Here is a 24866-nt window from a genome sequence, read left to right on the forward strand (position 1 = left end):
GCGCCGCGCCCGGCGTCAGCCGTCGAGGGAGGTCTCGTGCACGAGGTCGGTCAGGCGCTTGAGCTGGTCGGGATCGGTCGAGGGCAGCACGCCGTGCCCCAGGTTGAACACGTGCCCCTCGGCCGCCCGGCCGCGCCGCAGCACCTCGCGGGCCTTGCGCTCGACGACCTCCCACGGCGCCAGCAGGATGGCCGGGTCGAGGTTGCCCTGCAGCGCCTTGCCAGGGGCGACCCGGCGGGCCGCCTCGTCCAGCGGCACCCGCCAGTCCACGCCGACCACGTCGGCCCCGGCCTCGCCCAGCACGCCGAGCAGCTCGCCCGTGCCCACCCCGAAGTGGATGCGCGGCACGCCCTCGACGCCCGCGAAGATCCGCCGGGTGTGCGGCAGGATGAACTCGCGGTAGTCGTCCGGGGCCACCGCCCCCACCCAGGAGTCGAAGAGCTGCACGGCCGAGGCGCCCGCGGCGATCTGGATGCGCAGATGCTCCAGGACGATGTCGGAGAGCCGTTCCATCAGCGCGTGCCACAGCTCCGGGGCGCCGTACATCATGGCCTTGGTCCGGTCGTGGTTCTTGGACGGGCCGCCCTCGATCAGGTAGGAGCCGAGCGTGAACGGCGCTCCAGCGAACCCGATCAGCGGTGTGCCGCCCAGCTCGCCGGTCAGCGCCCGGATGGCCTCGGTGACGTAAGGAACGTCGTCGGGCTCCAGCGGGCGCAGCGCGTCGACGCCCTTGGCGTCGCGGATCGGCTCGGCGACGACGGGGCCGACGCCCGGCTTGATGTCGAGGTCGACGCCGATGGCCTTGAGCGGCACCACGATGTCGCTGAAGAAGATGGCCGCGTCCACGCCGTAGCGGCGGACCGGCTGCATGGTGATCTCGACGATCAGGTCGGGCGTGGCGCACGCGGTGAGCATCGGCACGCCCTCGCGCACCTTGAGGTATTCCGGCAGCGACCGCCCTGCCTGGCGCATGTACCAAACCGGGGTGTGCGGGACGGGCTGGCGGCGGCAGGCACGCAGGAACGCTGAGTCGGCGAGGTTCACCCCACAAGAGTGCCATGTCCGGGTGGCGGTCCCCGCATCGGTGCGAGGTGTCGGAAAAATATGCATTGGATACCCCAAATCATGATCAGATAGCAAGATGAAGGTTTACCGGTCTGCTCGGCATCGGCCGCACACACGGGTCGAACACACCCCAAGCCGGACCAGAGAGCCGGTCCTGAATTGGTTAAAACTTCACCAACCCACCGCGCGGCATCGATTCATCGACCACTTTCGGGACACGCCGAGCGCGTTGCGGGGAATTGTCAGCGGCTCATGCCAACGTCGAAGCCAAGACCCGAAGAAAGGCCCGTTGCAATGACCGCGTTGTGGAGTTCCCCAGAGCGCCGCAGTGAGCGCTGCGCCTCCTGCGCAGGTGAACGGCTGCACCAGCAGCCGCCGTGCGACGACGGGCACGAGCCGGGCGAATGCCCGCACTGGGCCTGCGTCGAGTGCGGCCACGCGATCATGCTCGGCTCCGCCGAATCCATCCGACCGGCACGCCAGCTCGTTACGGCTGCGGCTTGATCCCGAAGGATGAGCACCCCCGTGGTCCCCTTCCGTCCGACTTCGACCTACGCTTCCGATATGACACTCGGTGACCAGCCACCGCCTCCCGCGGCGTTCACGCGCGCGGCGGAGAGCCTGCGACTGCCCGAGGTCAGACCGGAGATCGAGCTGGAGGATCTGCCCGCGCCGCAGCGGCTGGCCCCCTACTCGGCCGCCATCGGCGCGTCGGTCTACCGCGACGACGACGAGCTCGCGGTGGGCCGGCTGATCCTGCTCTACGACCCCGACGGCCAGCGCGGCTGGGAGGGCCCGTTCAGGCTGGTGGCGTACGTCAGGGCCGACATGGAGCCGGAGATCACCTCCGATCCGCTGCTCGGGCCCGTCGTGTGGAGCTGGCTGACCGAGGCGCTGGAGGCGCACCAAGCCGACTACTCCGCCGCTGGCGGTACGGTGACAAGAGCCGTGTCAGAGGGGTTCGGCAACAAGGCCGAAGACCCGGTCACGACCGAGCTCGAGCTGCGCGCGTCCTGGTCACCCGCTCAGGAGGATCTCTCCGGCCATGTCGCCGCCTGGTGCGACCTGATGTGCCTGGCGGCGGGGATCCCGCCGCTCCCGCCGGACGTGTCCGCCTTGCCCCGCCGACGTGATGATCCGGAGAGTGACCGAACGAAGTGAGGGCCCAAGTCCACGACAACGCCAGCGTCATGAGATCGGTGAGCTCATGACAGAAGAACGAACCATCGAGCCGCTGCTCGAGCCACGCGAGGGCATCCCGCCGGTGATCGCGGACGCGGACGGTCTCGCCATGGTCGTGGAGAGGTTCGCCGCCGGCAGCGGCCCGGTGGCGGTCGACGCCGAGCGCGCCTCGGGCTACCGGTACGGCAATCGCGCCTACCTGGTGCAGCTGCGCCGCGCCGGGGCCGGGACCGCGTTGATCGACCCGATCGGCTGCCCTGACCTGTCCGCGCTCGACGCCGCCGTGGCCGACGCGGAGATCGTGCTGCACGCCGCCTCGCAGGACCTGCCGTGCCTGCTGGAGGTCGGGTTCCGGCCTCGTGAGATGTTCGACACCGAGCTGGCGGGGCGGCTGCTCGGCTACGAGCGGGTGGGGCTCGGCACGATGGTCGAGACCGTGCTCGGGCTGCGGCTGGAGAAGGGCCACTCGGCCGCCGACTGGTCCACCAGGCCGCTGCCGGAAGACTGGTTGCGCTACGCCGCGCTCGACGTGGAGGTGCTGGTCGAGCTGCGTGACGTGCTCCACAGGGAGCTGACCGAGAGCGGGAAGCTGGAGTGGGCGCGCGAGGAGTTCGCCGCCGTGCTCAACATCCCGCCGCCGGTGCCCAGGTCGGATCCGTGGCGGCGGACGTCGGGCATCCACAAGATACGCAACGTGCGGGCGCTGGCGATCGTGCGCGAGCTGTGGACCATGCGCGACCGGATCGCCCGCGACGCCGACCTCGCGCCCGGCCGGGTGCTACCCGACGCGGCGATCATCACGGCCGCGCTCGAAGGGCCGCGTACGAAGAAGGCACTGACCGAAATATCAGCCTTCACCGGACGCAGCGCGCGCCGCCACATGGCCGACTGGCTCGCCGCCGTCGCCCGTGCCCGCACCCTGCCGGAAAGCCAGCTGCCGCAGCCCAGCACGTCCGGCGACGGGCCGCCGCCGCCCAACCGCTGGGCCGACCGCGATCCGGCCGCCGCCAAGCGCCTGGCCGCGGCGCGCGCCGTGGTGGCCGCGCTGGCCGAGGAGCATCACATGCCCACGGAGAACCTGCTGCAGCCGGACGCCGTACGCCGGTTGACGTGGGAGCCGCCCGAGCCGATCACCGACGAGAGCGTGACCGCCCGGCTGCGCGCGCTCGGGGCCCGTGAGTGGCAGCTCGCGCTCACCGCCCACCGCATCGCCAAGGCACTGGCCCGGCTGGAGGTCCGGGGCGAACCCTAGATCCGCCGTGCCCGCCACCCTGCCCGCCGCTCTCCCCGCAGCCGCCGCGGGCGGCGTGCCGGGCCCGGTCGGAGCCCAAGGTGGGGGCCCCATTCGGGGTGGCTGACGAGGGCGCTACTTGACGCGTTCGGTGGGACGGCCGTACCGTTCGGGAAAGCGCTTTCCCCACGTTTGTCCTGAAGGGATCCTCATGAGCGTGCGCACCATAGGCGTCGTGATGAACGGCGTCACCGGGCGGATGGGCTACCGCCAGCACCTGGTCCGTTCCGTCCTGGCCATCAACGAGCAGGGCGGTGTGACCCTCTCGGACGGCAGCCGGGTCAAGCTCAAGCCGGTACTGGTCGGTCGGAATTCCGAAAAACTTGCAGACATTGCGGCAAAGCATGGAATTTCGGATTTCACCACGGACCTCGACTCCGCCCTCGCCGACGACGACAACCTGATCTACTTCGACGCCCAGGTCACCAGCGCCAGGGTCAAGGCCGTGCTGAAGGCCATCGAGGCGGGCAAGCACATCTACGCCGAGAAGCCGACGGCCGAGTCCACGCAGGAGGCGATCGCGCTGGCCGAGGCGGCCACGGCCAAGGGCGTCAAGAACGGCGTCGTGCAGGACAAGCTCTTCCTCCCCGGCCTGCTCAAGCTGAAGCGGCTGATCGACGGCGGCTTCTTCGGCCGGATCCTGTCGGTGCGCGGCGAGTTCGGCTACTGGGTGTTCGAGGGCGACTGGCAGGAGGCCCAGCGCCCCTCGTGGAACTACCGGGCCGAGGACGGCGGCGGCATCGTGCTCGACATGTTCCCCCACTGGCACTACGTGATGGAGAACCTGTTCGGCCGCGTCGAGTCCGTCTACGCCCGCGCCGTGACGCACGTCCCCGCACGTGTGGACGAGCAGGGCAACACCTACCAGGCCACCGCCGACGACGCCGCGTACGGCATCTTCGAGCTCGAAGGCGGCATCGTCGCCCAGATCAACTCCTCCTGGACGGTCCGCGTGAACCGCGACGAGCTGGTCGAGTTCCAGGTGGACGGCACGCACGGCAGCGCCGTCGCGGGATTGCGCAACTGCCGCGTACAGCACCGCTCCGCCACCCCCAAGCCCGTCTGGAACCCGGACCTGCCGGTCACGGCCCGCTTCCGCGACGGCTGGCAGGAGGTCCCGGACAACGCCGAGTTCGACAACGGGTTCAAGATCCAGTGGGAGGGGTTCATCAGGCACGTGGTGGAGGACGCGCCCTTCCCGTACGACTTCGCGGCCGGCGCCCGTGGCGTGCAGCTCGCCGAGCTGGGCCTGCGTTCGAACGCCGAGGGCCGCCGGATCGAGGTGCCGCAGCTGTGATGATCGACCTGCCCGGCAGCGGGCCGTACACGCTGCGCGAGCCGACGGTCTGGCCGGTGTCGGCGACGCCGGCGACGAGCCGCATCGTGTACGCGGCCGCGCACGTGGTGGCCGACCCGCTCGGTGACAACACGCCCGGCTCCCCCGCCGCGGTGGACTGGGACGCCACCCTCCGCTTCCGCCGCCACCTGTGGTCGCACGGCCTGCGGATCGCGGATGCCATGGACACCGCGCAGCGCAACATGGGCCTGGACTGGGCCGCGACCAAGGAGCTGATCCAGCGCAGCGCCGCCGAGGCTCGCTCGCTCGGCGACCCGGCGACGCTGGTGGCCTGCGGGGCGGGCACCGACCACGCGCCCGACGCCGCCGACCTCAACACGATCACCGCCGCGTACGCCGAGCAGATCGAGACCGTCCAATCGGCCGGCGCCGGTGTGATCGTCATGGCCTCCCGCCAGCTCGCCCGGGTGGCGACCGGGCCGCAGGACTACCACCAGGTCTACGGCAAGCTGTTCGGCCTGGCCGACCGGCCGGTGATCCTGCACTGGCTGGGCGAGATGTTCGACCCGCAGCTGGCCGGCTACTGGGGCTCGCGCGACGTGGACGCCGCGACCGCGTCGTTCCTGGAGCTGATCCACGCCCACGCCGCGATGGTGGACGGGGTGAAGGTGTCGCTGCTGGACGAGGAGCACGAGGTACGCCTGCGCGCCGCGCTCCCCGAGGGCGTCAAGCTCTACACGGGTGACGACTTCAACTACCCGTCGCTGATCAAGACCGGCTCGCACGCGCTGCTCGGCATCTTCGACGCGATCGCCCCGGCGGCCGCGGCGGCGCTGCAGGTGCTGGACGCGGCCGAGGCCGCCGGTGACGAGGCGAGCCGCGAGCGGCTGCTGGCCTCCTACGACGAGATCCTGGCCCCGACCGTCCCCCTGTCGCGGAAGATCTTCGAGACGCCGACGTACAACTACAAGACCGGCATCGTCTTCCTGGCCTGGCTGAACGGCCACCAGGACGCGTTCACCATGGTGAACGGCGCCCAGTCGGCCCGTTCGCTGGTCCATCTCGCCGAGGTGTTCCGCCTCGCGGACCAGGCCGGCCTGCTGGCCGACCAGGAGCTGGCCGTGCACCGCATGAAGGCGCTGCTGGCGGTGAACGGCCTGTGAGTCTTTCGCTGAACCAGTGGACGACCCGGCGCTGGTCGCTGGCGGAGGCCGTGGACGGGTGCGTACGGCACGGCCTGGAGGCGGTCGGGCTGTGGCGCGAGAAGGTGGCCGAACACGGGCTCGCCCAGAGCGCCAAGCTGGTACGGGACGCCGGCCTGCGGGTGTCGTCGCTGTGCCGCGGCGGCTTCCTCACCACCAGCGGCGAGGCGTTCACCGCGGCGCTGGAGGACAACCGGCGCGCCATCGACGAGGCGGCCGAGCTGGGCGCCGCCTGCCTGGTGATGGTGGTGGGCGGCCTGCCCGGGGTGAAGCCCGGCGAGCCGCTGCCGGCCGGCTCCTCGCGTGACCTTGCCGGGGCGCGCGAGCGGGTGGCCGAGGCGCTGGCGGAGCTGGCGCCGTACGCCGGTGAGCGGGGCGTCAAGCTGGCTTTGGAGCCGCTGCACCCGATCTACTGCCCCGACCGGGCCGTGCTGTCCACCTTGGGCCAGGCTCTGGAGCTGAGCCTGCCGTACCCGGAGGAGCAGGTCGGCGTGGTGGTGGACACCTTCCACGTGTGGTGGGACCCGCGGTTGTCCGAGGACATCGCGCGGGCGGGCCGCCGGATCGCGTCCTACCAGGTGTGCGACTACCTGCACCCGCTGCCGGAGGACGTGCTGCTCGGACGCGGCATGATGGGCGACGGCGTGATCGACTTCCCGCCGATCACCCAGGCGGTCCTGGCCGCCGGGTACACCGGGGACGTCGAGGTGGAGATCTTCAACGCCGACGTCTGGGCCGCCGACCCCGACGAGGTCGTGGCCACGATGAAGGCCCGCTACGCGGACGTGGTGCTGCCCACCCCGTAGAAAGCGGCGGCCCGTCTCGTGCGGGCCGCCGCTTCGCGGCTCCGGCCGGCCGAGCGGCACCGGGCAGCCGAGCGGCACCGGCCGGGCGAGCGACTAAGGGCGGCCAGCGCCGGCCGGCCGGCACTGGAGGCGGCTGAGCGCGATCCCCAGCAGCAGTACGGCGATGCCGTGCCCCAAGCCGCCCGTGTAGCTGCCGTGCGGGTTCAGTGGCACGTGCCAGGCCAGGGCGACGCCGATCGCGATGGCCATCGGCTGCGACAGGGCCATCGCCGTGCCCGCCCACCAGGGCAGCACGCGGGCGCGGACGGTGGCGATCCCGAACAGCAGCAGCCCGAGGGAGAACAGGCCAGGCCCGATGGGGAAGGAGACGGCGACCATGCCGTCGTTGCCCAGCATGATGCCCACGTTCCCGACGGCGGAGAGCGCCATGCCCGCGATGGCGCCGATCAGGCCCGCGCGCGCGAGTCTCCCGCTGCGGTGGCGTTGTGCCTGGCCGACGCCGGCGAGCACGATCGCGTACAGGGTCCAGGGGATCAGTACGAGGACGTCGCGGTAGTCCTGCGGGGGCGGGGCGACGAACGATTCGGCCGCCATCGCGACCCAGCCCAGGAAGCTGACGACGGCCATGGTGACGTACGGGGATGCGTTTTTCATGCCGTCCACGATCGAGGTCGCCCCGGTCGGGCGTCATGAGGTGCGGGTCCTCTGACAACCGGGACATTTCGTCCCGTGACGGCGGGGCACGGCGACTGTCACGATGGCCGTTGTGACCCGTACCTCCATCCGGCTCGGCACCGCCGCCGGAATCCTGCTGTTCTGCCTCGTCGTGGGCGCGCTGGCGGTCGAGCCCGAGCTGCGGCGGCTGGGTGTGACGGGAATCGTGGAACGTTTCGACGCCTTCCGGGCGGTGGCCGCGCTCGCGTTCGGCCTGCCCGGCCTTTTCGTGCTCTCCCAGGTCCCGTCGAGCCGGGTGGGGCGGCTGATGGCGGCGGTCGGGGCGGCGCAGGCCGTGGGGGTGGCGCTGTCGGCGTACGGGTTGCTGGGCATCAACGGTCGGCCGCTGCCCGGGGACGACTGGGCGATGTGGCTGTCGAACTGGTTGTGGGTGCCCGCCTACCTCGCGGTGCCGACGTTGTTCCTGCTGATCTTCCCGGACGGGCGGCTGCCGTCGCCACGCTGGCGTCCGGTCGCGGCGCTGGCCGTGACGGGCATCGTGATCAGCACGTTGGACTGGGCGTTGCGGCCGGTCACCGTGGTGGACGTGGCCGGGCTGTACCCGGCCGGGTACGCCGGGGCGCTGGCCGATCTGACCCCCTTCCCGCCTGTCCTGCGGATCGCCGGCGGTGCCTGCGCCGCCGTCGCGGCGGTGCTGGCGGTGGCCTCGCTGGCGGTGCGCTACCGGCGGGCGCAGGAGTCGTCGCGGCGGCAGTTGCAGTGGGTGCTGGCCGCGGCCCTGGCGACGGTGGTGATGCTGGGGGCCGGCCAGGTGCTGTCCGTGGGCGCGCCGCTGCTGGTCGCGCTCGCCCCCGTGCCGCTGCCCGCTGCCGTGGCCGTCGCGGTCGTGGCGCACCGGCTGTGGGATCTGGACCTGCTGTTGTCGCGCGCGCTGGCCTTCGGCGCCGTCAGCGCGCTGCTGCTGGGTGCGTACGCGCTGGCCGTGCTCACGCTCGGCCGGGTGGTGGGCGCGGCGGCGAGCGCCGCGCTGGTGGCGTTCGCCGTCCATCCCCTGTACGCGCACGCCCGGGCCAGGGCCAACCAGTTCGTCTACGGCGATCGCGACGATCCCCGGCAGACGCTGCGGCGGCTCGGCACCCGGCTGTCCGACGCCGAGCTCCCCGGCCGGCTGCTCGATCGGATGGCCGCCGAGCTCGGCCGGAGCCTGCGCATGCACTACGTGGCCGTGGAGGAGTCGGGCACGGTCGTCGCGCAGTGGGGCCGCCCCGGCGGGGACGTCGAGAGCGTCGAGCTGCATCACGCGGGCGAGCGCGTCGGCACGCTCATGGTGGGCGAGCGCTTACGGCCGAAGGACCGCGCCCTGCTGGCCGAGCTGGCGCCGCACCTGGCGGTGGCCGTGCACGCCCATCGCCTGGACGCCGACCTCGAACGCTCCCACCAGCGACTGCTCGCCGCCCGGCAGGAGGAACGCGACCGCCTGCTGTACGAGCTCCACGACGGCCTCGGCCCCACCCTGGCCGCGCTGGCGCTGCACATCGACCGCGGCCGCCGGCTCGTCGACACCGATCCGGACCAGGCCAAGGAGCTCCTCGGCGACCTGGCGGGCCGCACCCGGACGACCGTCGACACCGTCCGGGCCATCGTGCACGACCTCGCCCCGCCGCCCCTGGACGACCTCGGCCTGGCAGGCGCGCTGACCGAACTCGGCAAGGGCTTCGCCGGGCACCTGACCGTCGAGGTCGACGTCCCGCCGGACCTGTCAGGGCTGCCCGCGTCGGTCGAGCTGGCGGCCTACCGGATCACCGCCGAAGCGCTCACCAACGCCGCCCGGCACGCCCACGCCTCGGTCTGTACGATCCGGTTGCGCGCCCACCACGATCTGGAGCTGACAGTGCACGACGACGGCACCGGCGTGGCCTCCCCCGCCCGCCACGGTTTCGGTCTCACGTCGATGCGCCGCCGGGCCGAGGAGCTCAACGGCACCTTCGACCTCGCCACCGGCCCCGGCGCGGGCACGAGCGTCCTGGTCCGCCTGCCGCTGAACGGCGCCCGATGATCCGCGTCGCGGTGGTCGAGGACCACCCCGTCTTCGCCGAAGGCCTGGTCGCGCTGCTCTCCGACCTGCCCGGGGTGGAGGTCGCCGGCGTGGCGCACTCCGGGGAGGCGGCCATCGAGCTGGTCGGCCGGGTCCTGCCCGACGTCGTGCTGATGGACCTGCGCCTGCCCGGCATCGACGGCGTACAGGCCACCTCGCACATCACCGCACACCATCCCCAGGTGGCCGTGCTGGCCCTGACCATGCTGTCCGACGACGCTTCCGTCCTGGCCGCCATCCGCGCCGGAGCCCGCGGCTACCTGCTGAAAGAGGCGACTCCGGCCGAGATCGCGCGTTCCCTGGAGGCGGTCGCCGCCGGGCAGGTCGTCTTCAGCGCCGCCGCCGGCGCCCTCGTGCTCACCGCCCTGTCCACGTCCGGCGTACGGCCATCCGTGCTGCCCGAGCTGACCGACCGGGAACGCCAGGTGCTCGGCCTGCTCGCCACCGGGCTCACCAACACCGCGATCGCCCAGCGGCTCTTCCTCAGCGAGAAGACCGTGCGCAACCACGTCTCCAACATCTTCGCCAAGCTCGGCGTCTCCGACCGCGCCTCTGCGGTGGCGCGCGCCAGAGACGCAGGGCTCGGCGCCTGACCGGGACGGCGCCGCTCCCGCGGGTTACGCCGGCTTGTCCCAGACCAGCAGGTAGCGGCGCAGCAGCAGGCGGCGGAAGTGGCAGCCGGGCAGCATCCTGCGCGCCTCCTGGGCGATCTCGCCCCAGGACATGGTGGGATCCATGGCCGGCACGCCGGGACCGCCCTTGCCGCCGTGGAACAGCTTGAGCACGTGCGAGACCGCCTGGCCCGTGAGACGGACGATCACGTCGAGGAGCGTGCGGTCCTTAGCGTGGCCGACGATCACCAGCCGCCCGCCCGGCGCGAGCAGCCGGACCAGGGCGTCCATGGCCTCGTGGAAGTCCGCGTGGTGGACGACCGCGACGGCGGTGACGAGGTCGTACTTGCCCTCGGGGAGCACCCCGTCGAGGTAGTCGCCCGCCACGAAGGACACGTTGTCCGCCTGGCGCTCGCGAGCCAGCTCGATCGCCGCGGCCGAGCGGTCCACGCCCGTCACGGAGGGGACGACGGCGGCCAGCTTGCCCGCCAGCAGCCCGTCGCCGCACCCGACGTCGAGCGCGTGCGCGCAGCCCTCGGGGACGAGCTTCAGGACGAGCCGCTGGTAGTGGACGTTGTGGTTCCAGTAGGTATCGGGCACTTGATCACGATATCGTCACGGTGCCCGCCGCGCCGTTCACTTCGATCTCCTGGCCCGTGGTGATGCGGTGCGTGGCGTCGGGTACGCCGACGACGGCGGGGATGCCGTACTCGCGGGCCACCACCGCGCCGTGCGACATCGCGCCGCCCATCTCCATCACCAGCCCGCCCGCCGTCAGGAACAGCGGCGTCCAGCCGGGGTCCGTCGAGGGGCACACCAGGATCTCGCCCGGCTCCAGGTGCGCGCCCACCGGGTCGAGCACGACCCTGGCCACGCCGGTGACGGTGCCCGCCGAGGCGGCCGTGCCGATCAGCGCGCCTTCGGTGGCGGCGACCGCGAGCGCCTCCGGCTCGGTGCCGTCGGAGAGCAGCACCCGGGGCACGTGCCTGCGGCGCGACTCCTGCTCGTACGCCTCACGCCGCTCCGCCACCAGCTCCCGCAGGTCGCCCCCGCTCAGCGCGGCCCTGGCCTCCCGGAAGTCCAGGAAGAACACGTCCCCGGCCGCGTCCAGCACGCCGCGGCCCACCAGGTGCTCCCCGACCACCAGCATGCTGTGCCGGATCGCGGCGAGTGTCTTGACCAGGTAGAACTTGGGCAGCTCACGCAGTCCGGCGAACTTCCTGGTGCGGCGGAGCCCGAACCGCGCCACCGCGCCCCGCCAGCGGCCCTTGCGCCCGGCCTGCGCCGCCACGTGCGCGATCGCGGCCTGCGCGTCTCGCGCGCCCTTGGCGAACAGCGCGGCGGGCGCCACGTCGGCGCCGCCGTCCATGCGCAGGTAGTTGGCCAGGACGCCGAGAATGTGCGCGGGCTCGTCGGACCAGCGCGGCACGCCCAGGTCGATCTCGGCGACGCCGCGGTGGCCGTACTTGTCCAGGAACGCGGCGATCCCGCGCTGGGCGGCGGGCGGGAGCCGCTCCTCGCGGTAGAGGCGGACCAGCTCGGCGACCGGCAGCTCCTTGAACGGCTCCGGCTCGACGCGGGTGGCCAGGTCCCACAGTTCGAGGTCCATCTCGGTGGTCGGGTTGTGCGGGACGCTGCGCAGAACGTCCTGCATGTCGCCCATCGGCACGCCGGAGAGCCTGGAGGCCAGGGCGAACAGGCCGTAGCCGGTGATCACGATGGGCATGATCGAGACGATCACGGGGAAGGTGCCGGCCAGCATGCGCTCGGCGTGGTCCAGGCGCTGCGCTGGGGTGGCCGAAGCGGGCACCCGCAGTCTCTTGTCGAGCTCCTCTCCGACGCGGGCGGCGTACGCGAGGGCCTGGTCCGGCCTGCTCAGCGCCTGCAGGACGCGGGAGGGGGCGTGGACGCGGCGGGCGAAGCGCCCGAAGGCACGCAGGAACGGGCGGCGTGAGGTGTGTGTCAGCGACAGGCGCGGGTCCTCGAACAGCCGCTCCATGACGGTCCCGGTGCGGGCCTCGCCGAGCGCCAGCATGCGCGGCAGGATGGCGCGTCCGGGGCGGCTGCGTACGGCCGTGGTGATGTCGAACCACAGGCGCTGCCCCGAGATCGCCAGGAAGGACGCGCCGTCGAGGCGGTCGGCGGGGCGGTAGCCGAACAGGCCCGCCCCACCGGCGCTGAGCAGCCGGAACGCCGACAGCCCCATCGGCGTCAGCGGCCCCATCACGCCCTGGGCGACGTTGACCGAGAAGTAGACCCGCAGGCCCGGCCTGGTCCGCTCGGGCAACGGGTAGAGGGTGGTGATCGGCCTGGCCTGGGTGAGCCAGAGCTTGCCATCACCGTCGATGGCCCACTCGGTGTCCTGGGGGGCGCCGTAGTGGTCCTCGACCCGGCCGCCGAGCTCGGCCAGCGCGAAGACCTGCGGGTCGGTCAGGCAGAGGCCGTCGTGGGCGGTCTCGACGCGCTCGGTGCCGCCGCCGGGCAGGGAGCGGATGGCCAGCTGCTTGTCGCCGGCGTGGCGTTCGAGGATCTCGCCGCCGTGGACGACGAAGCGGTCGGGGTTGACGGCTCCGGAGACGACGGCCTCGCCGAGCCCGGGGCTCGCGTCGATGACGGTCTCGCGCCGCCGCCCGGTGACCGGGTTGGCGGTGAACATCACCCCGGCGACCTCCGCGTCCACCATGACCTGGACGACCACCGCGAGCCGCACGGCGGCGTGGTCGATGCCGTTGGACTCGCGGTAGGCGACGGCGCGGTCGGTCCAGAGCGAGGCCCAGCAGCGGCGTACGGCGTCGACGACCGCCTCGGCGCCCACCACGTTGAGGTAGGTCTCCTGCTGCCCGGCGAAGCTGGCGAACGGCAGGTCCTCGGCCGTGGCGGACGAGCGCACCGCCACCGGCACGTCGTCGCCGAGCGCGGCGTAGTGCTTGACGATCGTCTCGTAGACGGCATCCGGCACCGGAGCCTGGAGCAGGTGCCGCCTGGCACGCTCCGCCACATCGTCGCCGCCGGTCTCGAGCCCGGCCGCGACCTGCCGGTAGGCCTCCGTGGTCAGCACCCAGCCGGGCGGCACGGGCAGCCCGGCCCGGGTCAGCTCGCCGAGATTGGCCGCCTTGCCGCCCACCTCCGCCGGCATTCCGGCGTCGATCTCGGAGAAGTCCATTGCCGTCTTCATTGAGTGACTCCTGGGGTTCAGCGTCCTGTCATCCAGTCTTACGCTTTCTCCGGCAGAAATTCAACACCTGATGAAAACAACGGAACGCCGTCCAGGTCCCAGGCGGGATCGAGCGCCACGCCCAGCGCCGCCAGCGCGGTCGGGCCGACGTCGACGAGGCGGGGCCCGTCCAGCGAGCGGCCTGCCAGGTCCGCGCCCAGCCGGGCGGCGATCACGAAGACCGTGCGCTCCTCGTCCGACGGGCCCCCGTGCCCGCCCGCGTCGACGTGCCCGTGGTCGGTCGTGACCAGCACGGTCCAGCGCTCATCGGTGTACGCGGGCCGCGCGCGGACCGCGTCGAGCAGGCGGCCCAAGTAGGCGTCCTGGGCCTGGAGGGCGGCGGCGTATTCGGGGCAGTGCGGGCCGAGGTCGTGGGCCACCTCGTCGGTGTCGCCCAGGTACACGAACACGGCGTCGGGGTCGTCCTGGCGCAGGTGCCGCTCGGCGGCCTCGGTGACCTGCCGGTCGGCTTCGGCCCAGCCGACGGTGTACCCGTCGAGGACGAACCGGCGGTCGATGGCGGGGCCGAACGCGCCGTGCGTGTCGAGCGCCTCCCAGGAGAAGAACGCCGAGGTCACCAGCTCAGGCCGGACGTTCTTCGCGCGAGTCAGAAAGTCCGGAAATTTGTCGAAATGGGGGTCGGCGAAGCCGTTGTCCACGACGCCGTGCTTGTCGGGCCAGACGCCGGTGGCGATGGACGACCAGCCGGGGCCGGAGTCGGTGCGGGAATCGATGACCCGGCCGCCGTCACCCGGCTCGGGGCGCTTGGGCACCACCTCGCCGGGCGACTCCGTACGGGGCGCGTCTTCCTCGCCGTAGGGGAGCTTGCTGGTGCCGTACGCACCGGTGGACATCAACCCGGTCAGCACGGGGACGCCCGACGCGGCGAGCAGGTCGAACCGGAGCCCGTCCATGCCGACGACGAGCACCTTGCCTTGGGCTGGGGGGTTCTTAGATGGGGACATTCCCCCATCTAAGCGGTACTAAGCGGTGAAACGCCGCACCCAGTCGGCCGCTCCCGGCAGGATCTTCTCAACCGGGGCCACCTGCGGATACCAGGTGCGCTCCCACTCCAGCGACACCCACCCGTCGTAGCCGGCCCCGCGCAGCAGCTCGCCCGCCTCCTCCAGCGGCACGGACCCGGTCCCCATGGGCACCGGCGTGGTGTCCTGAGCCGAGACCGCGTCCTTGACCTGCACATACGACAGATACGGGCCGATCGCGGCGAGCGAATCGGCCGGGGACTCGCCGTGCCGCCACGGGTGCAGCAGGTCCCAGATCGCGCCCGTCGTCTCAGGACAGGCGGCCTCGGCCAGCACCCCGGCCACGGCGGCGCAGGTGGCCATGTTGTCGTGCGTCTCGACGAGCACGCGGCGGCCGAGCGCGGCGGCCGTACCGGAGACCGCCTTGAGCCTGCGGGCGCCGACGGCGGGGTCGGCACCGCGCGGGAACACCCGCACCCCGGGCGCGCCCAGGTCGGCGGCCAGCCGCAGGTCGGCGAGCAGCGCCTCGATGACCGGCTCGTCCGGCCCCGGCTCGCAGATCCCGACATATCCCGCAAGAGCGGAAATTTCCAGCCCGGCCGCCTCGACCCGCTCCCGCACCGACCGCCGCTCCGCCGCGTCGAGCCCGGCATGCACCCCGGTGTCCGGGTGCAGGCGCAGCTCCAGCCCCTGGCAGCCCTGCTCCGTCGCGATCTCGATCGCCCTGCCGAGCCCCTCGCCGGGCATCCCCAGCGTGCTGACCGCCAGCCTCACGCCAACCTCCGTACGCTCTCCCGCAGCACGACCTGCCCTGCGACCTTCTCGACCACGACCGCGTCCTCCTCGCCCAGCGCCAGCTCCAGCGCCCGCGCCCCCATGTCCTTCAACGGCAGCCGCACGGTCGTCAGCGCCGGTACGTGATCACGGAGCGTGACGATGTCGTCGAACCCGGCCACCGACACGTCCTCGGGCACCCGGATGCCGCGCTCCCGATAGGCGGCCAGCGCTCCCACCGCCATCACGTCGTTGACCGCGAACACGCAGGTCGCGTCCTCGCCCACCTGCTGGGCCGCCGCATAGCCGCCGTCGCGGTCGAACGGCCCGTGGATCACGTGCGGCGCGGGCAGCCCAAGCTCCTCCAGCGCCGCGGCGAACCCCGCGCACCGGTCGGCCGCCGTCACCAGGTGCGGTGGCCCGGCCAGCACCGCGAACCGCGTGTGCCCCATCCCGGCCAGCGCGCGCGCCAGCTCGGCGGCCCCCTCCCGGTTGGCGGGGGCGACGGTGTCCACGCCGAGCAGGTCCTGACCGACGCAGGCGGCCCGGCCGCCGCCCGAGCGGTATTTGGCCAGTTCGTCACGGAGCCGCCCGGTGACCGACGGGTCGGCCACCCGCGAGCCGACCAGGAGCACGGCCCGCACCCGCTGGGCGTTGAGCGTCGCCACGTAGGCGATCTCCTGCTCGGGGTCGCGATGCGTGGTGCCCACCATGACCAGCAGGCCCTCCGTGGCCGCCGCGCGCATCGCCCCGTCGGCGAGAGCCGCGAAGTAGGGGTCGGTCAGGTCGTGTACGACGATGCCGATGACGTTGCTCGCCCCGCGGGCCAGCGTCTGGGCCGCGATGTTGGCCCGGTAGCCCAGCTCGTCGGCGGCCTGCTCGACCCGGGCCCGCAGCGCCGCGCCGACCTGGCGGGTGCTGCCGTTGAGCACCCGCGAGGCGGTCGCGAGCGAGACGCCCGCCTGCTTGGCGACGTCTTCAAGCGTGACCACGAGACCTCCCCGGAAAGCGGTTTCCAAGTCTGCCAGAACAGCAGCCGGATCCGCATCCTCGCACGTCTCATGCCCAGGGGAACAGGATGTCCAACAGCCCCCCACCCTCTTCCTTCGTCGGCGTGGGCGCGGGCGCCTGGGTGGTCGGCGGCGCCTGCGTGGGCTGGGTGGTGGGCTGCTGCGACGACTTCGGCTGGGTGTCGGGCCGGTCGCCGGTCGGCCGGCCGTCCTGGGCGGGGTCGGTGTCCTGCATCTCCGGCTGCGAGTCCCTGGTGGGCCTGTTGCTGGACTTCGTGGTCGGCTCGCCGACGCGGGTGTTCTCCGGACGGGCGGAGGGCTCACGCGTCGGCCGCGCCCGCTGAGTCGTCGGGGTGGGATTTGCGGACTCGGACTCGGTCGGCTCATCGGTGGCCGAATCGGCAGGCTCGGTGGGCTCCTCCACCGGCGTGTCCTCGGGAGCCGCGGACTCGGAGGGCGAGGTCACCTCGCCGGCGCTGGCGCACTGGGCGCCCGCGCACGGGTCGTCGGAGGAGGTGCCGGTGAGCATGAAGCCCGCTCCCACCCCGACCAGCACCACCGCGGCGGCCACCACCAGCAGGAGCCTGGTACGGCGGCGCACCTCGCGCTCACCGCCGCGGGAACGCCCGTCATGCGAGTCGTCGGTCCAGCCCGAGCCGAGGAAACCGCGCTTGGTCTGGTCCTCCTCGCGGTCGTCGTCCCCGGCCTCGTGGCCCCGGTCGAGCGGGAGGTACGGGTTGTCGTCCAGGCTGTGAGGACCGCTGTGCTCGCCAAGCGCGTCGTAGGGCCCGCTGTCGTGAGAGGCGCCGCCGTAGGACGTGGTGCTGTCGTACGTGGAACTCTCGTAGGACGTGGTGCGGTCGTAATTGGAGCTCTCGTAGGACGCGGTCCCGTCGTAGGACGTGCGGTCGTAGGAGGTGCCTTCCAGGTCGTAGCCCGCGCCGGTCCCGGCTCCGTCCAGGTCGTAGGCGGAGCTGGAGCCACTTGTGCCGCCGGCGCCGCTGAGCAGGTCATGCGGCCCGCTGCCGCCATCGAGCAGGTCATGCCCGGCGACCGGGGCGTCGTCGAGGACGTCACGCACGCCCTCACGGCCCACCAGCTGCGGCTCGCCGAGCCCGGTCGGGGAGCCCTGGTCGGGCGGCAGGATGTAGGTCTCATTGCCGACGACCTGGATCGCGGGTTGCTCGTCGGTGTCATCGGTGCTCCACCGCGGAGACAGCACGTCGCCCGTCATCTCCGGGTTTAACGACCTACCCTGCCCATCCTCATATGGCCTGTCGTTCTCGTCGCGCGCCACGATGGAACCTCTCTAGTACGAATTCGAATCGCGCCCTTTCCTACCATGCCTTGTCCGGAAATTTCACATGTTTCCCTAAAACTACTCTCCGTAACATAGGCCAGCTCGGGCCACTGATGCCCCACCCGCCCCTTCCCAGTCGGCGGAGCGGGAGATCACGGTCCGTCAGCGGGATGGTGCGGGCTGGAGCCGCCGCCGGCAGCGGGAGTCAGGGCGCGCCGTCGTTCAGCCGACGAGCCCGTCGAGCACGCCGCCCAGGGCCGCCTTCACCCGCTCCACCTCGACTCCGCACTCCCGGATCCGGTAGGCGAGCAGCGGGGCGGCCAAAGGCGCCAGGAGGGCGTCGGCCAGACAGGAGGCGTCGGCGTCCGGGCGCACCTGCGTGATCAGCATCGCGAGGTGGCCGTGGTAGGCGTCGTACGCGCCGCCGAACCGCGCGAACGGACCCGCGGTCTCGGCCATGAGCAGCAAATCGAGCTGCTCGACCGTCCGGTCCGCGAGCGCGTAGAGGAACGCCCGCACCCGGGCGGCCGGCTCCGCGCCAGGCCCGAGCGGCGGCGGACCTTCGATGAACGCCGACTGGAACTCCCGCTCCCGCCGGTCGATCAGCGCGTACGCCAACCCGGAGCGGTCCCCGAAACGCCGATAGAGCGTGCCGACGCCCACCCCCGCCGCCGCGGCCACCTCCGCCATCGACAACCCGTCCACGCCTTCGGCGGCGACGATGGCCTCGGCCGCGGCCAGGATCTTGGCGCGGTTGCGGGCCGCATCGGTGCGCTCGCGTCTCACGATCTCCATCTTCGCACCGCTTGCATCCGGAACGCGTTCCGCTTACCGTTTAACCGGAACGTATTCCGGATATCGGAGGACGCATGACATCCAAGGTTGCCCTTGTCACGGGCGGCAGCAGAGGAATCGGCGCGGCCATCGCAAGACGGCTGGCAGGCGACGGATTCGACGTGGCGATCACGTACCAGAGCGCAGGCGACCGAGCCGCCACGGTGGCCAAGGAGGTCGAAACGGCGGGACGGCGCGCCCTCACGATGCGGGCCGAGGCCGCCGACGCACCTGCACTCATCGAGGCGGTGGAGCGGACGGTCCGCGAGCTGGGCCGGCTCGACGTGCTGGTGAGCAACGCCGGAATCGCACCGTACGGACCGCTGGAGGAGGTGACGCTCGACGAGGTGGACCGCCTGCTGGCCGTGCACGCCCGGGCGTCCTTCGTGCTGGCGCAGGCGGCGGCCCGGCACATGGGGAGAGGCGGCAGCATCGTCCTCATCGGCAGCAGCCTGGCAGAGCGGGTGCCGTACGCGGGCTGGACGGCGTACGCGATGAGCAAGTCCGCACTGATCGGCCTGGCCAAGGGCCTGGCACGAGACCTGGGCCCGCGGGGCATCACCGCCAACGTCGTGAGCCCGGGCTCGACCGACACGGAGATGAACCCGGCCGACGCCCCGGAAGCGGAGGAGGAGCGCCGCCTGACCGCACTCGGCCGCTACTGCTCCCCCGCCGACATCGCCGCCACCGTCGCCCACCTCGCCGGCGAAGGCGGCCGCACCATCACAGGCGCCTCGATCCCCGTGGACGCCGGGGTCACCGCCTAACTCCTTACCCAGGCAGGTGACGTGCAGGTGGGCCGAAGCACACCCGCCCCTTGCCCCACTGGCTGGTGAACCGCTGGAGCCCGCCCCGAAAGGTCTTCGCGAGGGGCGCTTCGCGCCGAAAAGCTCAGGCGTCCCTTTTTCAGGCGCCTCCGGCGCACCCCCCACGCCTCCGGCGCCATCGGCGCCCCGCCCCTTGACCGGCTGGGTGGTGGGCCGCCTGACGCCCGCCCCTGGACCCGGAACTTTCGAGCCCTTCGTTGACCGATATCCAGGACGGAATCGAAGCCAGAGACGGCCGCGGTGAGTGTCATGGCGGCCGAGGGCTTTCGCGGGGCAGGCCAGTGACAGCGGATGTTCGTTTCGTTCGTTTGTTGCTATCGTGGGGTTGGCGAGAGGGGACTTACATGACGACCGAACTTGCCGAGCGAACGGTCCTTCCACCAGGCGTGCCGCTGGATCGATTGGCCGATGCCGTGCGCCACCTGCCTGGCGGGCGGGCCGAGCTGATCGGAGCGGCGGGAGAACGGATCACCTTGCCGGATGAGGTGTTCGAGGTTCTTCGGCTGGTGGTGCTGGCAATGGCCGCGGGCCAGGCCGTCACGATCGCGCCCCATCACCAGACATTGACCACCCAAGAAGCCGCCGATCTGCTGGGCGTGAGCCGACCGACGGTCGTCCGGATGCTGGAACGCGGCGAGATCCCCTTCGAACAGCCGGGACGACACCGCCGGATCCTGCTCCGAGATGTGCTGGCCTACCAGGAACGGCGTCGTCATCAACGCCGGGCCTCCTTGGACCGGATGGTGGAGGTCTCCGAAGAGGTCGACCTGTACGAGGTTACCGCCGAGCCGCGTCGAACCAGGTGACCGGAGGGCGGGATGATTTTCAGCGTCCTACTCGACACGTGCGTGTTGTATCCGGCCTATCTACGTGACACGCTGCTGCGCCTGGCGGAGAGGGGTCTGTTCCGGCCACTGTGGTCGGCTGGCATCCTGGACGAATGCGACCGAAACTTGATCAAGGCAGGTATCCCCGCTCAGGTCGTGCACCGGCTCACGGCTGAAATGCGGACGGCGTTCGATGATGCCGAAGTGATCGGCTACGAGCCGCTCATCGCCACAATGGCCTGTGACGACAAGGACCGCCATGTGCTGGCCGCCGCAGTGTGTGCAGGCGCGGATGCATTGGTGACCTTCAACGTGAGAGATTTTCCCGCGCAGTCCCGCGAGCCGTACGACATCGAGCTGCACACTCCGGATTTCTTCCTGTTGGGGCTGCTTGACGCGGCGCCCCGGATCGTCCTGCGAACGCTGCGCGAGCAGGCCGACAGCTATAAGCGCGACCCGAGGACGGTTATGGGGCTGATGACGGCACTGGAGCGGACCGGCGTACCCGGATTTGCGGAGGAGGTCAGGCGACAGTTCGGGTGAGTTGATCGCCCGACCTCCCAGTGGATAGGGATCGTGTTGTGTGAAGGGGTTGTCGCCCCTTCCGGGGGACATTGCCAATACGCTCCGCCCAACTCGCCGACGAGGCGCGGCCAAGCTGATCGTGAAGCTCCCGCTCCAGCGGACACGTCGGCGACCGTCGCAGCCGACGACAGCGCGATCGACCACAGGGGATAAAGCAACACGGATTCACTGAATAACGCGAAACTTTCAGCGCCGCGCTCCCCTGCGCGCAAGCCCTCCTCTCCATGGCAGCACCAGGCAGCCAGCCGACGAGCTCGGCCTTACGACAGGAATCTTGATGGTGCGCTTGCGGGATCGGCTGACACAGGTGGGGTCAGTCCACACGGGCCCAGAAGTCGTACGGGTCCTGCCCAGGGCGGAACCCGTGAGCCTCTGCCATGTCCGCCGCCTCCCGGAAACCGCGGGCGACGGCTGAGGGCTCGTGGGCGTCACTTCCGAACGTGACAGCTTCACCACCTTCTTCATGCCACCACCTCACGAGGGTCGAGTGCAGCGGTATGCGCGTGTTGATCTCGAGAACCCTGCCGGACTGAGCAGTCACCCGCAGCGCGTGCCGGAACTCCTCTTCGAACGCCGACGGGTCGAACGGGCCGGCCTCCTGCTCCGGCCAGCAACGGATCGGGTAGTCGATGTGGGCCAGCACGGAGAACACGTCGCTTTCGGTGACGAGCCTGGCAACTTCCGCCAGGTACTGCCGAACGACCTCAGCGGCAACTCGGTGCCCGTAGAGGCCTGGCGGCTCTGCGAATCCGTCCCCGTCTGGGAGGCAGTGCAGGGAGCCGAGCACCCGGTCGAATTGTCCGGCGCCGAGCACCTTCGCGGTGGCTGCGGCATGCCAATGAGGTTCGCCTATCTCCAGGCCGCTCAGGATCAGAAGACTCGGGAACTGTTCGCGGCACCTCTCGATAGCCTCCAGATAGCCGGACGCGTCGAACTCCGGCGGGGTCAGTTGCCCATCGGGCGTGCTCAAGGTCGCGAGATGGTCGTTTTCATCGAGGGCATCGAGAGCGACCCTCCAGACCGTGTGGTCGAGGTGTTCGGTGAAGGCGATCGCCGGCAGCCCGAAGTCCACGGCCTGCGCGCAGGAGTGCTCCATCGAGCCCATCGGGGCGTCCCAGGACCACTCGCTGTGCACGTGACCGTCCAGAGGTAAGGTCACGAGTCCCACTGCTCCCTAAGCACATCAACCCCCAGCGTTGCGCCGGCCACCCCGTGCGGTGCCCGCCGAGGCGTCGCCGGTGAAGGTAACAGCAACGGAATTGAAAAGATCGATGCACTCCCGCAGCCAGTCGCGAGTGTTCCATGGACACCTCGCCCCGGATCGCCGGACTCGACGGCGATCGGACGATACGGCGCTCCGCGCGAAGATCATTCCCCCAGCCCTCGCACCATCACCGCGAACACCGGCGCTCCCGGCAAGGGATTGCGCTTCTCCCCCACCTGCCGCCATCCCCACTTGCGGTAGGCGGCCACGGCCGGGGTTGCGGCAGGTAACACGGTCAAGGTGGCCCGTTCTTCAGGCCGGCCGGTGAGCAACAGGTCATGGATGGTTCGGGCCACATGTCGCCGTCGCCACGGGGCGCGTACCAGCAGTTCGACCAACGCCCAGGTGCGGCCTGGCCGTTCGGTCGTCATGGACTCCGGCAGTGGCGTCACCAAGTTTCGCCACCATGGGGTGCTGGGGAGCAGCGTGACGCCAAAACCCAGGCCCACGAGCTGCGCCTTGTGGCGGGCTTCCACCAGGGCAAAGCCCTCCTGTCGGCGCTGGACGGCGAAGCGCTCCACGAACAAATCGGCATGCTCCGCTCCCCACTCATACGGCGGTTCCCCATACACCTCGGCATAGAGGGCCCGGTACTCCTCAATCCGCGAGGCCGCCTCGTCGCCTGGCACCGCGTGGTATTCAATGGCGGCCACGTAGCTCGCCCTCCCGCCCCGGAGCCGCACGCCGCAGATAGGCGCGCAATTCCTCGTGAAAGGTGGCCGCGCCCGTCGCACCTGGGTAGCGGCTACCGAGGTCCCGATCAAATCGGATGAGCCACTCCACCACGAGCGAGGACCGCGCCTGGTCCGCCAGCCGCAAGGAATGCAGGGCCACGGCCGCGGATTCCACCGGTTCGCACTGGGCGAGGCGCACCTTGGCCAAGCGGAGTTCGTCAAAAATGCGGCTGCGGGTATATGCCTGCCCTCGGCTTTCGCGGGCACTGAGCGTATGCTTTTCGGCCGTGGCCGCGTATCGCCGCCACTCGGGATGCGCAGGATAATAGCGCTGGGCAGTGCCCGGCAGGCCCTGGTCATAGGCAATCCACCCGGCCAGTTGCGCCAGTTCCGCCGTAATGCCGAATAGCCGCCTGGTGACATCGACTGGGTGCCGTTCGCCCAAGCTTTCGGTTATGGCGTTCAATTGCCCGACCACGGCTTTGCGGCGCAGGCCGCCCACACCGGAAGCGTCCCACTGACGAAAGACCGTCACCGCTTGCTCCAGCTCGGCCACCTCCTCAGCCGCTGAGCCACCAGCGGGTACCGGCACGACGGGCAAGGAAGCCGCCCATTGACGGATGGGTTGCAACACCGCCGCCCCGCCCAACACCGAAAGGCCCGCCAGCATTTCCCGGCGCGAAGCAATGTCCTGGACGGAAAAATCCTCCATGATTTTGACGGTGTTGTTGCGGGTGAGTGAGAAGTCCAACGGCACTGTGGAGTGCAGAACGAACTTACCGGGCTTATCCGGCAAGGTGACTACCGCCGCCAGCAGCTCATCCAGCTCGGCCGAGGTGACCTTGAGCAATTTGGCGAGCTTGGGACGCAGCCACGGCTGCGGCTCGGTTTCGGCTCGTTCCCAGCGGCCTGCCGTCGAACGCTCAATGCCGAGCGCGTCGGCCAGCTCCTCCTGGGTGTAACCGGCCGCCTTGCGCCGCTGGATGAAGCGCACCCGCCGCTGTGTCATGCGCTGTCCTCCTCCCGGTACAGCCCAAGCGTAAAGCGCGACAGGCCAACCGTCCTGCTCAACTGGCACGATGCCTCATTTCTGCCACATCCGCGCGCCGAGAACGCTCTGGAACCGACTACGTCGCCTTTGCTTGGCTTCCCTCGCGCGGTGTGTCGGAAGAGGAGGCGGGCCATATGAGCAACGGCGGCGGAGCACCGAAGCCGAAACCCGTCCGCGGCGAGGGGCATGGGGCGATGCCCCCGTATCAGTCGTACGGCCGGACGGCAGGGCGCAACGTACAGCGAGACACGAGGCCGCAGAGGATCCCGGCAGGGAAAGACTGCGCCGTAAGCTGCATTCCGCTCCCCGCAATGGCTTCGTCCGTCGCCACGGCCCGGCTGCATACCAGGCTCCTCATGGAGAAGTGGCGACTAATGGCCGTGGTGGACGATGCGGAGCTAGTGGTGAGTGAGCTGGTGACGAACGCGATAAGGGCGGCCAATGTCATTCCTCTGCAGGCACGCTATCCCGAAATTCATGACCGCATGGAGGTGGTCTGCCTCCGCCTGTATTCGCTGGCCAGCGAGGTGCTCATTGAAGTATGGGACAGAAAGAACGAGCCGCCGACACGACATGAATGCACGCCCGACGATGAGGGTGGTCGCGGATTGTTCCTGGTGGAACATCTCAGCATCCAGTGGGGGACGCGGTATCCACAGTTCGGCGGAAAGATCGTGTGGTCGAGGCTGGCGGTTGAGGGTGGCGGGTAAAGGCACACGCCTCGAAGAGGCCATCAAACCCGTGATGGATCCGCCGCTCTGGCAAGTGAGGGTCTGATGCCCGCTGCTGAAACGCACCGGGTGAGCGCCATGACGACGACCGAGAGGTTCCCAGGCTGGGAAATCATGGAAGGTTCCGGAGGCGGCTACATCGCCTTTCGCACCGTCCTGGTGCCCGGCCGCAGCGGGCTCTCCAACGTACGCTGCGGCGCAACCCTGGAGGAACTGTTCAAGCACCTGGAACAGGAAATACGCGGCCAAGGACGGCGGCCTCCAGCAGGCCGATTGCCAGGGGCCGCATGAAGACCCTCCTGACGCCGTCCCGGTTCGCTTGACGGGCACGCGACTTGGCCATGGCAGGGTGTTCGTGGCACCGTTCGGTGGGCAGGCTGGCCCGCGGCAATCGCGGCGCCATCATTACCTGCGGCGTATTCGGCGGATATCCGGCGAGGGCGAAACCGCCGCGCGAAATGCGCTCGCTGACTTCAGGGATGGCCCGCTAGCCTCGATCTTTCTCGACCTTGAGCTGGTCGGCTGAGGGATTCGGCTGGAGGTCGTTTCCTCGCTGTGGTCAGCGTGG

24 protein-coding genes are annotated in these 24866 nt (G+C 70.7%); 12 read left to right on the top strand and 12 right to left on the bottom strand.

The window, feature by feature from the left end; translation table 11 throughout:
* Nucleotides 1–15: 15 nt before the first annotated feature.
* Nucleotides 16–1044, bottom strand: a complete 1029-nt coding sequence (gene hemE, locus ACTMTI_RS42370; RefSeq protein WP_441126449.1) for a uroporphyrinogen decarboxylase — start codon at nt 1042–1044, stop codon at nt 16–18.
* A gap of 585 nt (nt 1045–1629) precedes the next feature.
* On the opposite strand from hemE, the gene ACTMTI_RS42375 reads away from it, so the two are divergent.
* The 5 genes from ACTMTI_RS42375 to ACTMTI_RS42395 all read left to right on the top strand — a co-directional run bounded on the left by ACTMTI_RS42375 (nt 1630) and on the right by ACTMTI_RS42395 (nt 6843).
* Nucleotides 1630–2226, top strand: a complete 597-nt coding sequence (locus ACTMTI_RS42375; RefSeq protein WP_441126450.1) for a DUF3000 domain-containing protein — start codon at nt 1630–1632, stop codon at nt 2224–2226.
* Nucleotides 2227–2272: 46 nt separating this feature from the next.
* Nucleotides 2273–3499: an HRDC domain-containing protein gene (locus ACTMTI_RS42380; RefSeq protein ID WP_441126451.1), complete on the top strand. Its 1227-nt coding sequence runs from the start codon at nt 2273–2275 to the stop codon at nt 3497–3499.
* Between the two features lie 190 nt (nt 3500–3689).
* Complete coding sequence (locus tag ACTMTI_RS42385) at nt 3690–4835, top strand: Gfo/Idh/MocA family protein (RefSeq protein WP_441126452.1); 1146 nt, start codon at nt 3690–3692, stop codon at nt 4833–4835.
* Complete coding sequence (locus tag ACTMTI_RS42390; protein WP_441126478.1) at nt 4835–5998, top strand: dihydrodipicolinate synthase family protein; 1164 nt, start codon at nt 4835–4837, stop codon at nt 5996–5998. The genes ACTMTI_RS42385 and ACTMTI_RS42390 overlap by 1 nt, the downstream gene beginning before the upstream one ends.
* Entirely contained in the window at nt 5995–6843 is an 849-nt protein-coding gene (locus ACTMTI_RS42395; RefSeq protein WP_441126453.1) for a sugar phosphate isomerase/epimerase family protein, read from the top strand. Before ACTMTI_RS42390 ends, ACTMTI_RS42395 begins: the two co-directional genes overlap by 4 nt.
* Nucleotides 6844–6936: 93 nt before the next feature.
* Here ACTMTI_RS42395 and ACTMTI_RS42400 read toward each other — a convergent pair whose 3' ends face one another.
* Entirely contained in the window at nt 6937–7497 is a 561-nt protein-coding gene (locus ACTMTI_RS42400) for a hypothetical protein (protein ID WP_441126454.1), read from the bottom strand.
* Nucleotides 7498–7609: 112 nt separating this feature from the next.
* Between ACTMTI_RS42400 and ACTMTI_RS42405 the strand changes: the two genes are divergently transcribed.
* The gene (locus ACTMTI_RS42405; RefSeq protein ID WP_441126455.1) at nt 7610–9574 is read left to right on the top strand and encodes a sensor histidine kinase; all 1965 of its coding nucleotides are present in this window, start codon (nt 7610–7612) and stop codon (nt 9572–9574) included.
* Nucleotides 9571–10206, top strand: a complete 636-nt coding sequence (locus ACTMTI_RS42410; protein ID WP_441126456.1) for a response regulator — start codon at nt 9571–9573, stop codon at nt 10204–10206. Before ACTMTI_RS42405 ends, ACTMTI_RS42410 begins: the two co-directional genes overlap by 4 nt.
* Nucleotides 10207–10230: 24 nt before the next feature.
* Here ACTMTI_RS42410 and ACTMTI_RS42415 read toward each other — a convergent pair whose 3' ends face one another.
* From ACTMTI_RS42415 to ACTMTI_RS42445, 7 genes are all read right to left on the bottom strand, one after another.
* The gene (locus ACTMTI_RS42415) at nt 10231–10824 is read right to left on the bottom strand and encodes a class I SAM-dependent methyltransferase (RefSeq protein ID WP_441126457.1); all 594 of its coding nucleotides are present in this window, start codon (nt 10822–10824) and stop codon (nt 10231–10233) included.
* A gap of 4 nt (nt 10825–10828) precedes the next feature.
* Complete coding sequence (locus ACTMTI_RS42420) at nt 10829–13399, bottom strand: PEP/pyruvate-binding domain-containing protein (protein ID WP_441126458.1); 2571 nt, start codon at nt 13397–13399, stop codon at nt 10829–10831.
* A 38-nt stretch (nt 13400–13437) separates the two neighbouring features.
* Entirely contained in the window at nt 13438–14403 is a 966-nt protein-coding gene (locus ACTMTI_RS42425; RefSeq protein ID WP_441126459.1) for an alkaline phosphatase family protein, read from the bottom strand.
* An 18-nt stretch (nt 14404–14421) separates the two neighbouring features.
* A complete protein-coding gene (locus tag ACTMTI_RS42430; RefSeq protein WP_441126460.1) occupies nt 14422–15195 on the bottom strand; it encodes a sugar phosphate isomerase/epimerase family protein in 774 nt (257 codons plus the stop codon).
* Complete coding sequence (locus tag ACTMTI_RS42435) at nt 15192–16187, bottom strand: LacI family DNA-binding transcriptional regulator (RefSeq protein WP_441126461.1); 996 nt, start codon at nt 16185–16187, stop codon at nt 15192–15194. Before ACTMTI_RS42435 ends, ACTMTI_RS42430 begins: the two co-directional genes overlap by 4 nt.
* A gap of 67 nt (nt 16188–16254) precedes the next feature.
* Nucleotides 16255–17439 carry a hypothetical protein gene (locus ACTMTI_RS42440; protein WP_441126462.1) on the bottom strand — a complete coding sequence of 395 codons (1185 nt, stop codon included), beginning with the start codon at nt 17437–17439 and terminating at the stop codon, nt 16255–16257.
* 288 nt (nt 17440–17727) lie between these two features.
* Nucleotides 17728–18300, bottom strand: a complete 573-nt coding sequence (locus ACTMTI_RS42445; protein ID WP_441126463.1) for a TetR/AcrR family transcriptional regulator — start codon at nt 18298–18300, stop codon at nt 17728–17730.
* 74 nt (nt 18301–18374) lie between these two features.
* Here ACTMTI_RS42445 and ACTMTI_RS42450 point away from each other — a divergent pair, with 74 nt between their 5' ends.
* The 3 genes from ACTMTI_RS42450 (at nt 18375) to ACTMTI_RS42460 (ending at nt 20536) form a co-directional block, all read left to right on the top strand.
* Nucleotides 18375–19106: an SDR family NAD(P)-dependent oxidoreductase gene (locus tag ACTMTI_RS42450; protein WP_441126464.1), complete on the top strand. Its 732-nt coding sequence runs from the start codon at nt 18375–18377 to the stop codon at nt 19104–19106.
* Between the two features lie 461 nt (nt 19107–19567).
* On the top strand, nt 19568–19972 hold the full coding sequence (locus ACTMTI_RS42455; protein WP_441126465.1) for an excisionase family DNA-binding protein: 405 nt from the start codon (nt 19568–19570) through the stop codon (nt 19970–19972).
* Between the two features lie 12 nt (nt 19973–19984).
* The gene (locus ACTMTI_RS42460) at nt 19985–20536 is read left to right on the top strand and encodes a PIN domain-containing protein (protein ID WP_441126466.1); all 552 of its coding nucleotides are present in this window, start codon (nt 19985–19987) and stop codon (nt 20534–20536) included.
* Between the two features lie 355 nt (nt 20537–20891).
* On the opposite strand, the gene ACTMTI_RS42465 is transcribed toward ACTMTI_RS42460, so the two are convergent.
* The 3 genes from ACTMTI_RS42465 to ACTMTI_RS42475 all read right to left on the bottom strand — a co-directional run bounded on the left by ACTMTI_RS42465 (nt 20892) and on the right by ACTMTI_RS42475 (nt 23525).
* Entirely contained in the window at nt 20892–21746 is an 855-nt protein-coding gene (locus ACTMTI_RS42465; protein ID WP_441126467.1) for a PHP domain-containing protein, read from the bottom strand.
* Between the two features lie 200 nt (nt 21747–21946).
* The gene (locus tag ACTMTI_RS42470) at nt 21947–22495 is read right to left on the bottom strand and encodes a GNAT family N-acetyltransferase (protein WP_441126468.1); all 549 of its coding nucleotides are present in this window, start codon (nt 22493–22495) and stop codon (nt 21947–21949) included.
* Nucleotides 22482–23525 carry a helix-turn-helix transcriptional regulator gene (locus ACTMTI_RS42475; RefSeq protein ID WP_441126469.1) on the bottom strand — a complete coding sequence of 348 codons (1044 nt, stop codon included), beginning with the start codon at nt 23523–23525 and terminating at the stop codon, nt 22482–22484. Before ACTMTI_RS42475 ends, ACTMTI_RS42470 begins: the two co-directional genes overlap by 14 nt.
* Before the next feature lie 353 nt (nt 23526–23878).
* Between ACTMTI_RS42475 and ACTMTI_RS42480 the strand changes: the two genes are divergently transcribed.
* Together ACTMTI_RS42480 and ACTMTI_RS42485 are read left to right on the top strand one after the other, a co-directional pair.
* Nucleotides 23879–24277: an ATP-binding protein gene (locus ACTMTI_RS42480; RefSeq protein WP_441126470.1), complete on the top strand. Its 399-nt coding sequence runs from the start codon at nt 23879–23881 to the stop codon at nt 24275–24277.
* Between the two features lie 99 nt (nt 24278–24376).
* The gene (locus ACTMTI_RS42485) at nt 24377–24589 is read left to right on the top strand and encodes a hypothetical protein (RefSeq protein WP_441126471.1); all 213 of its coding nucleotides are present in this window, start codon (nt 24377–24379) and stop codon (nt 24587–24589) included.
* Nucleotides 24590–24866 lie beyond the last annotated feature (277 nt).

This window comes from Nonomuraea sp. H19, assembly GCF_052068215.1.
Lineage (GTDB): Bacteria > Actinomycetota > Actinomycetes > Streptosporangiales > Streptosporangiaceae > Nonomuraea.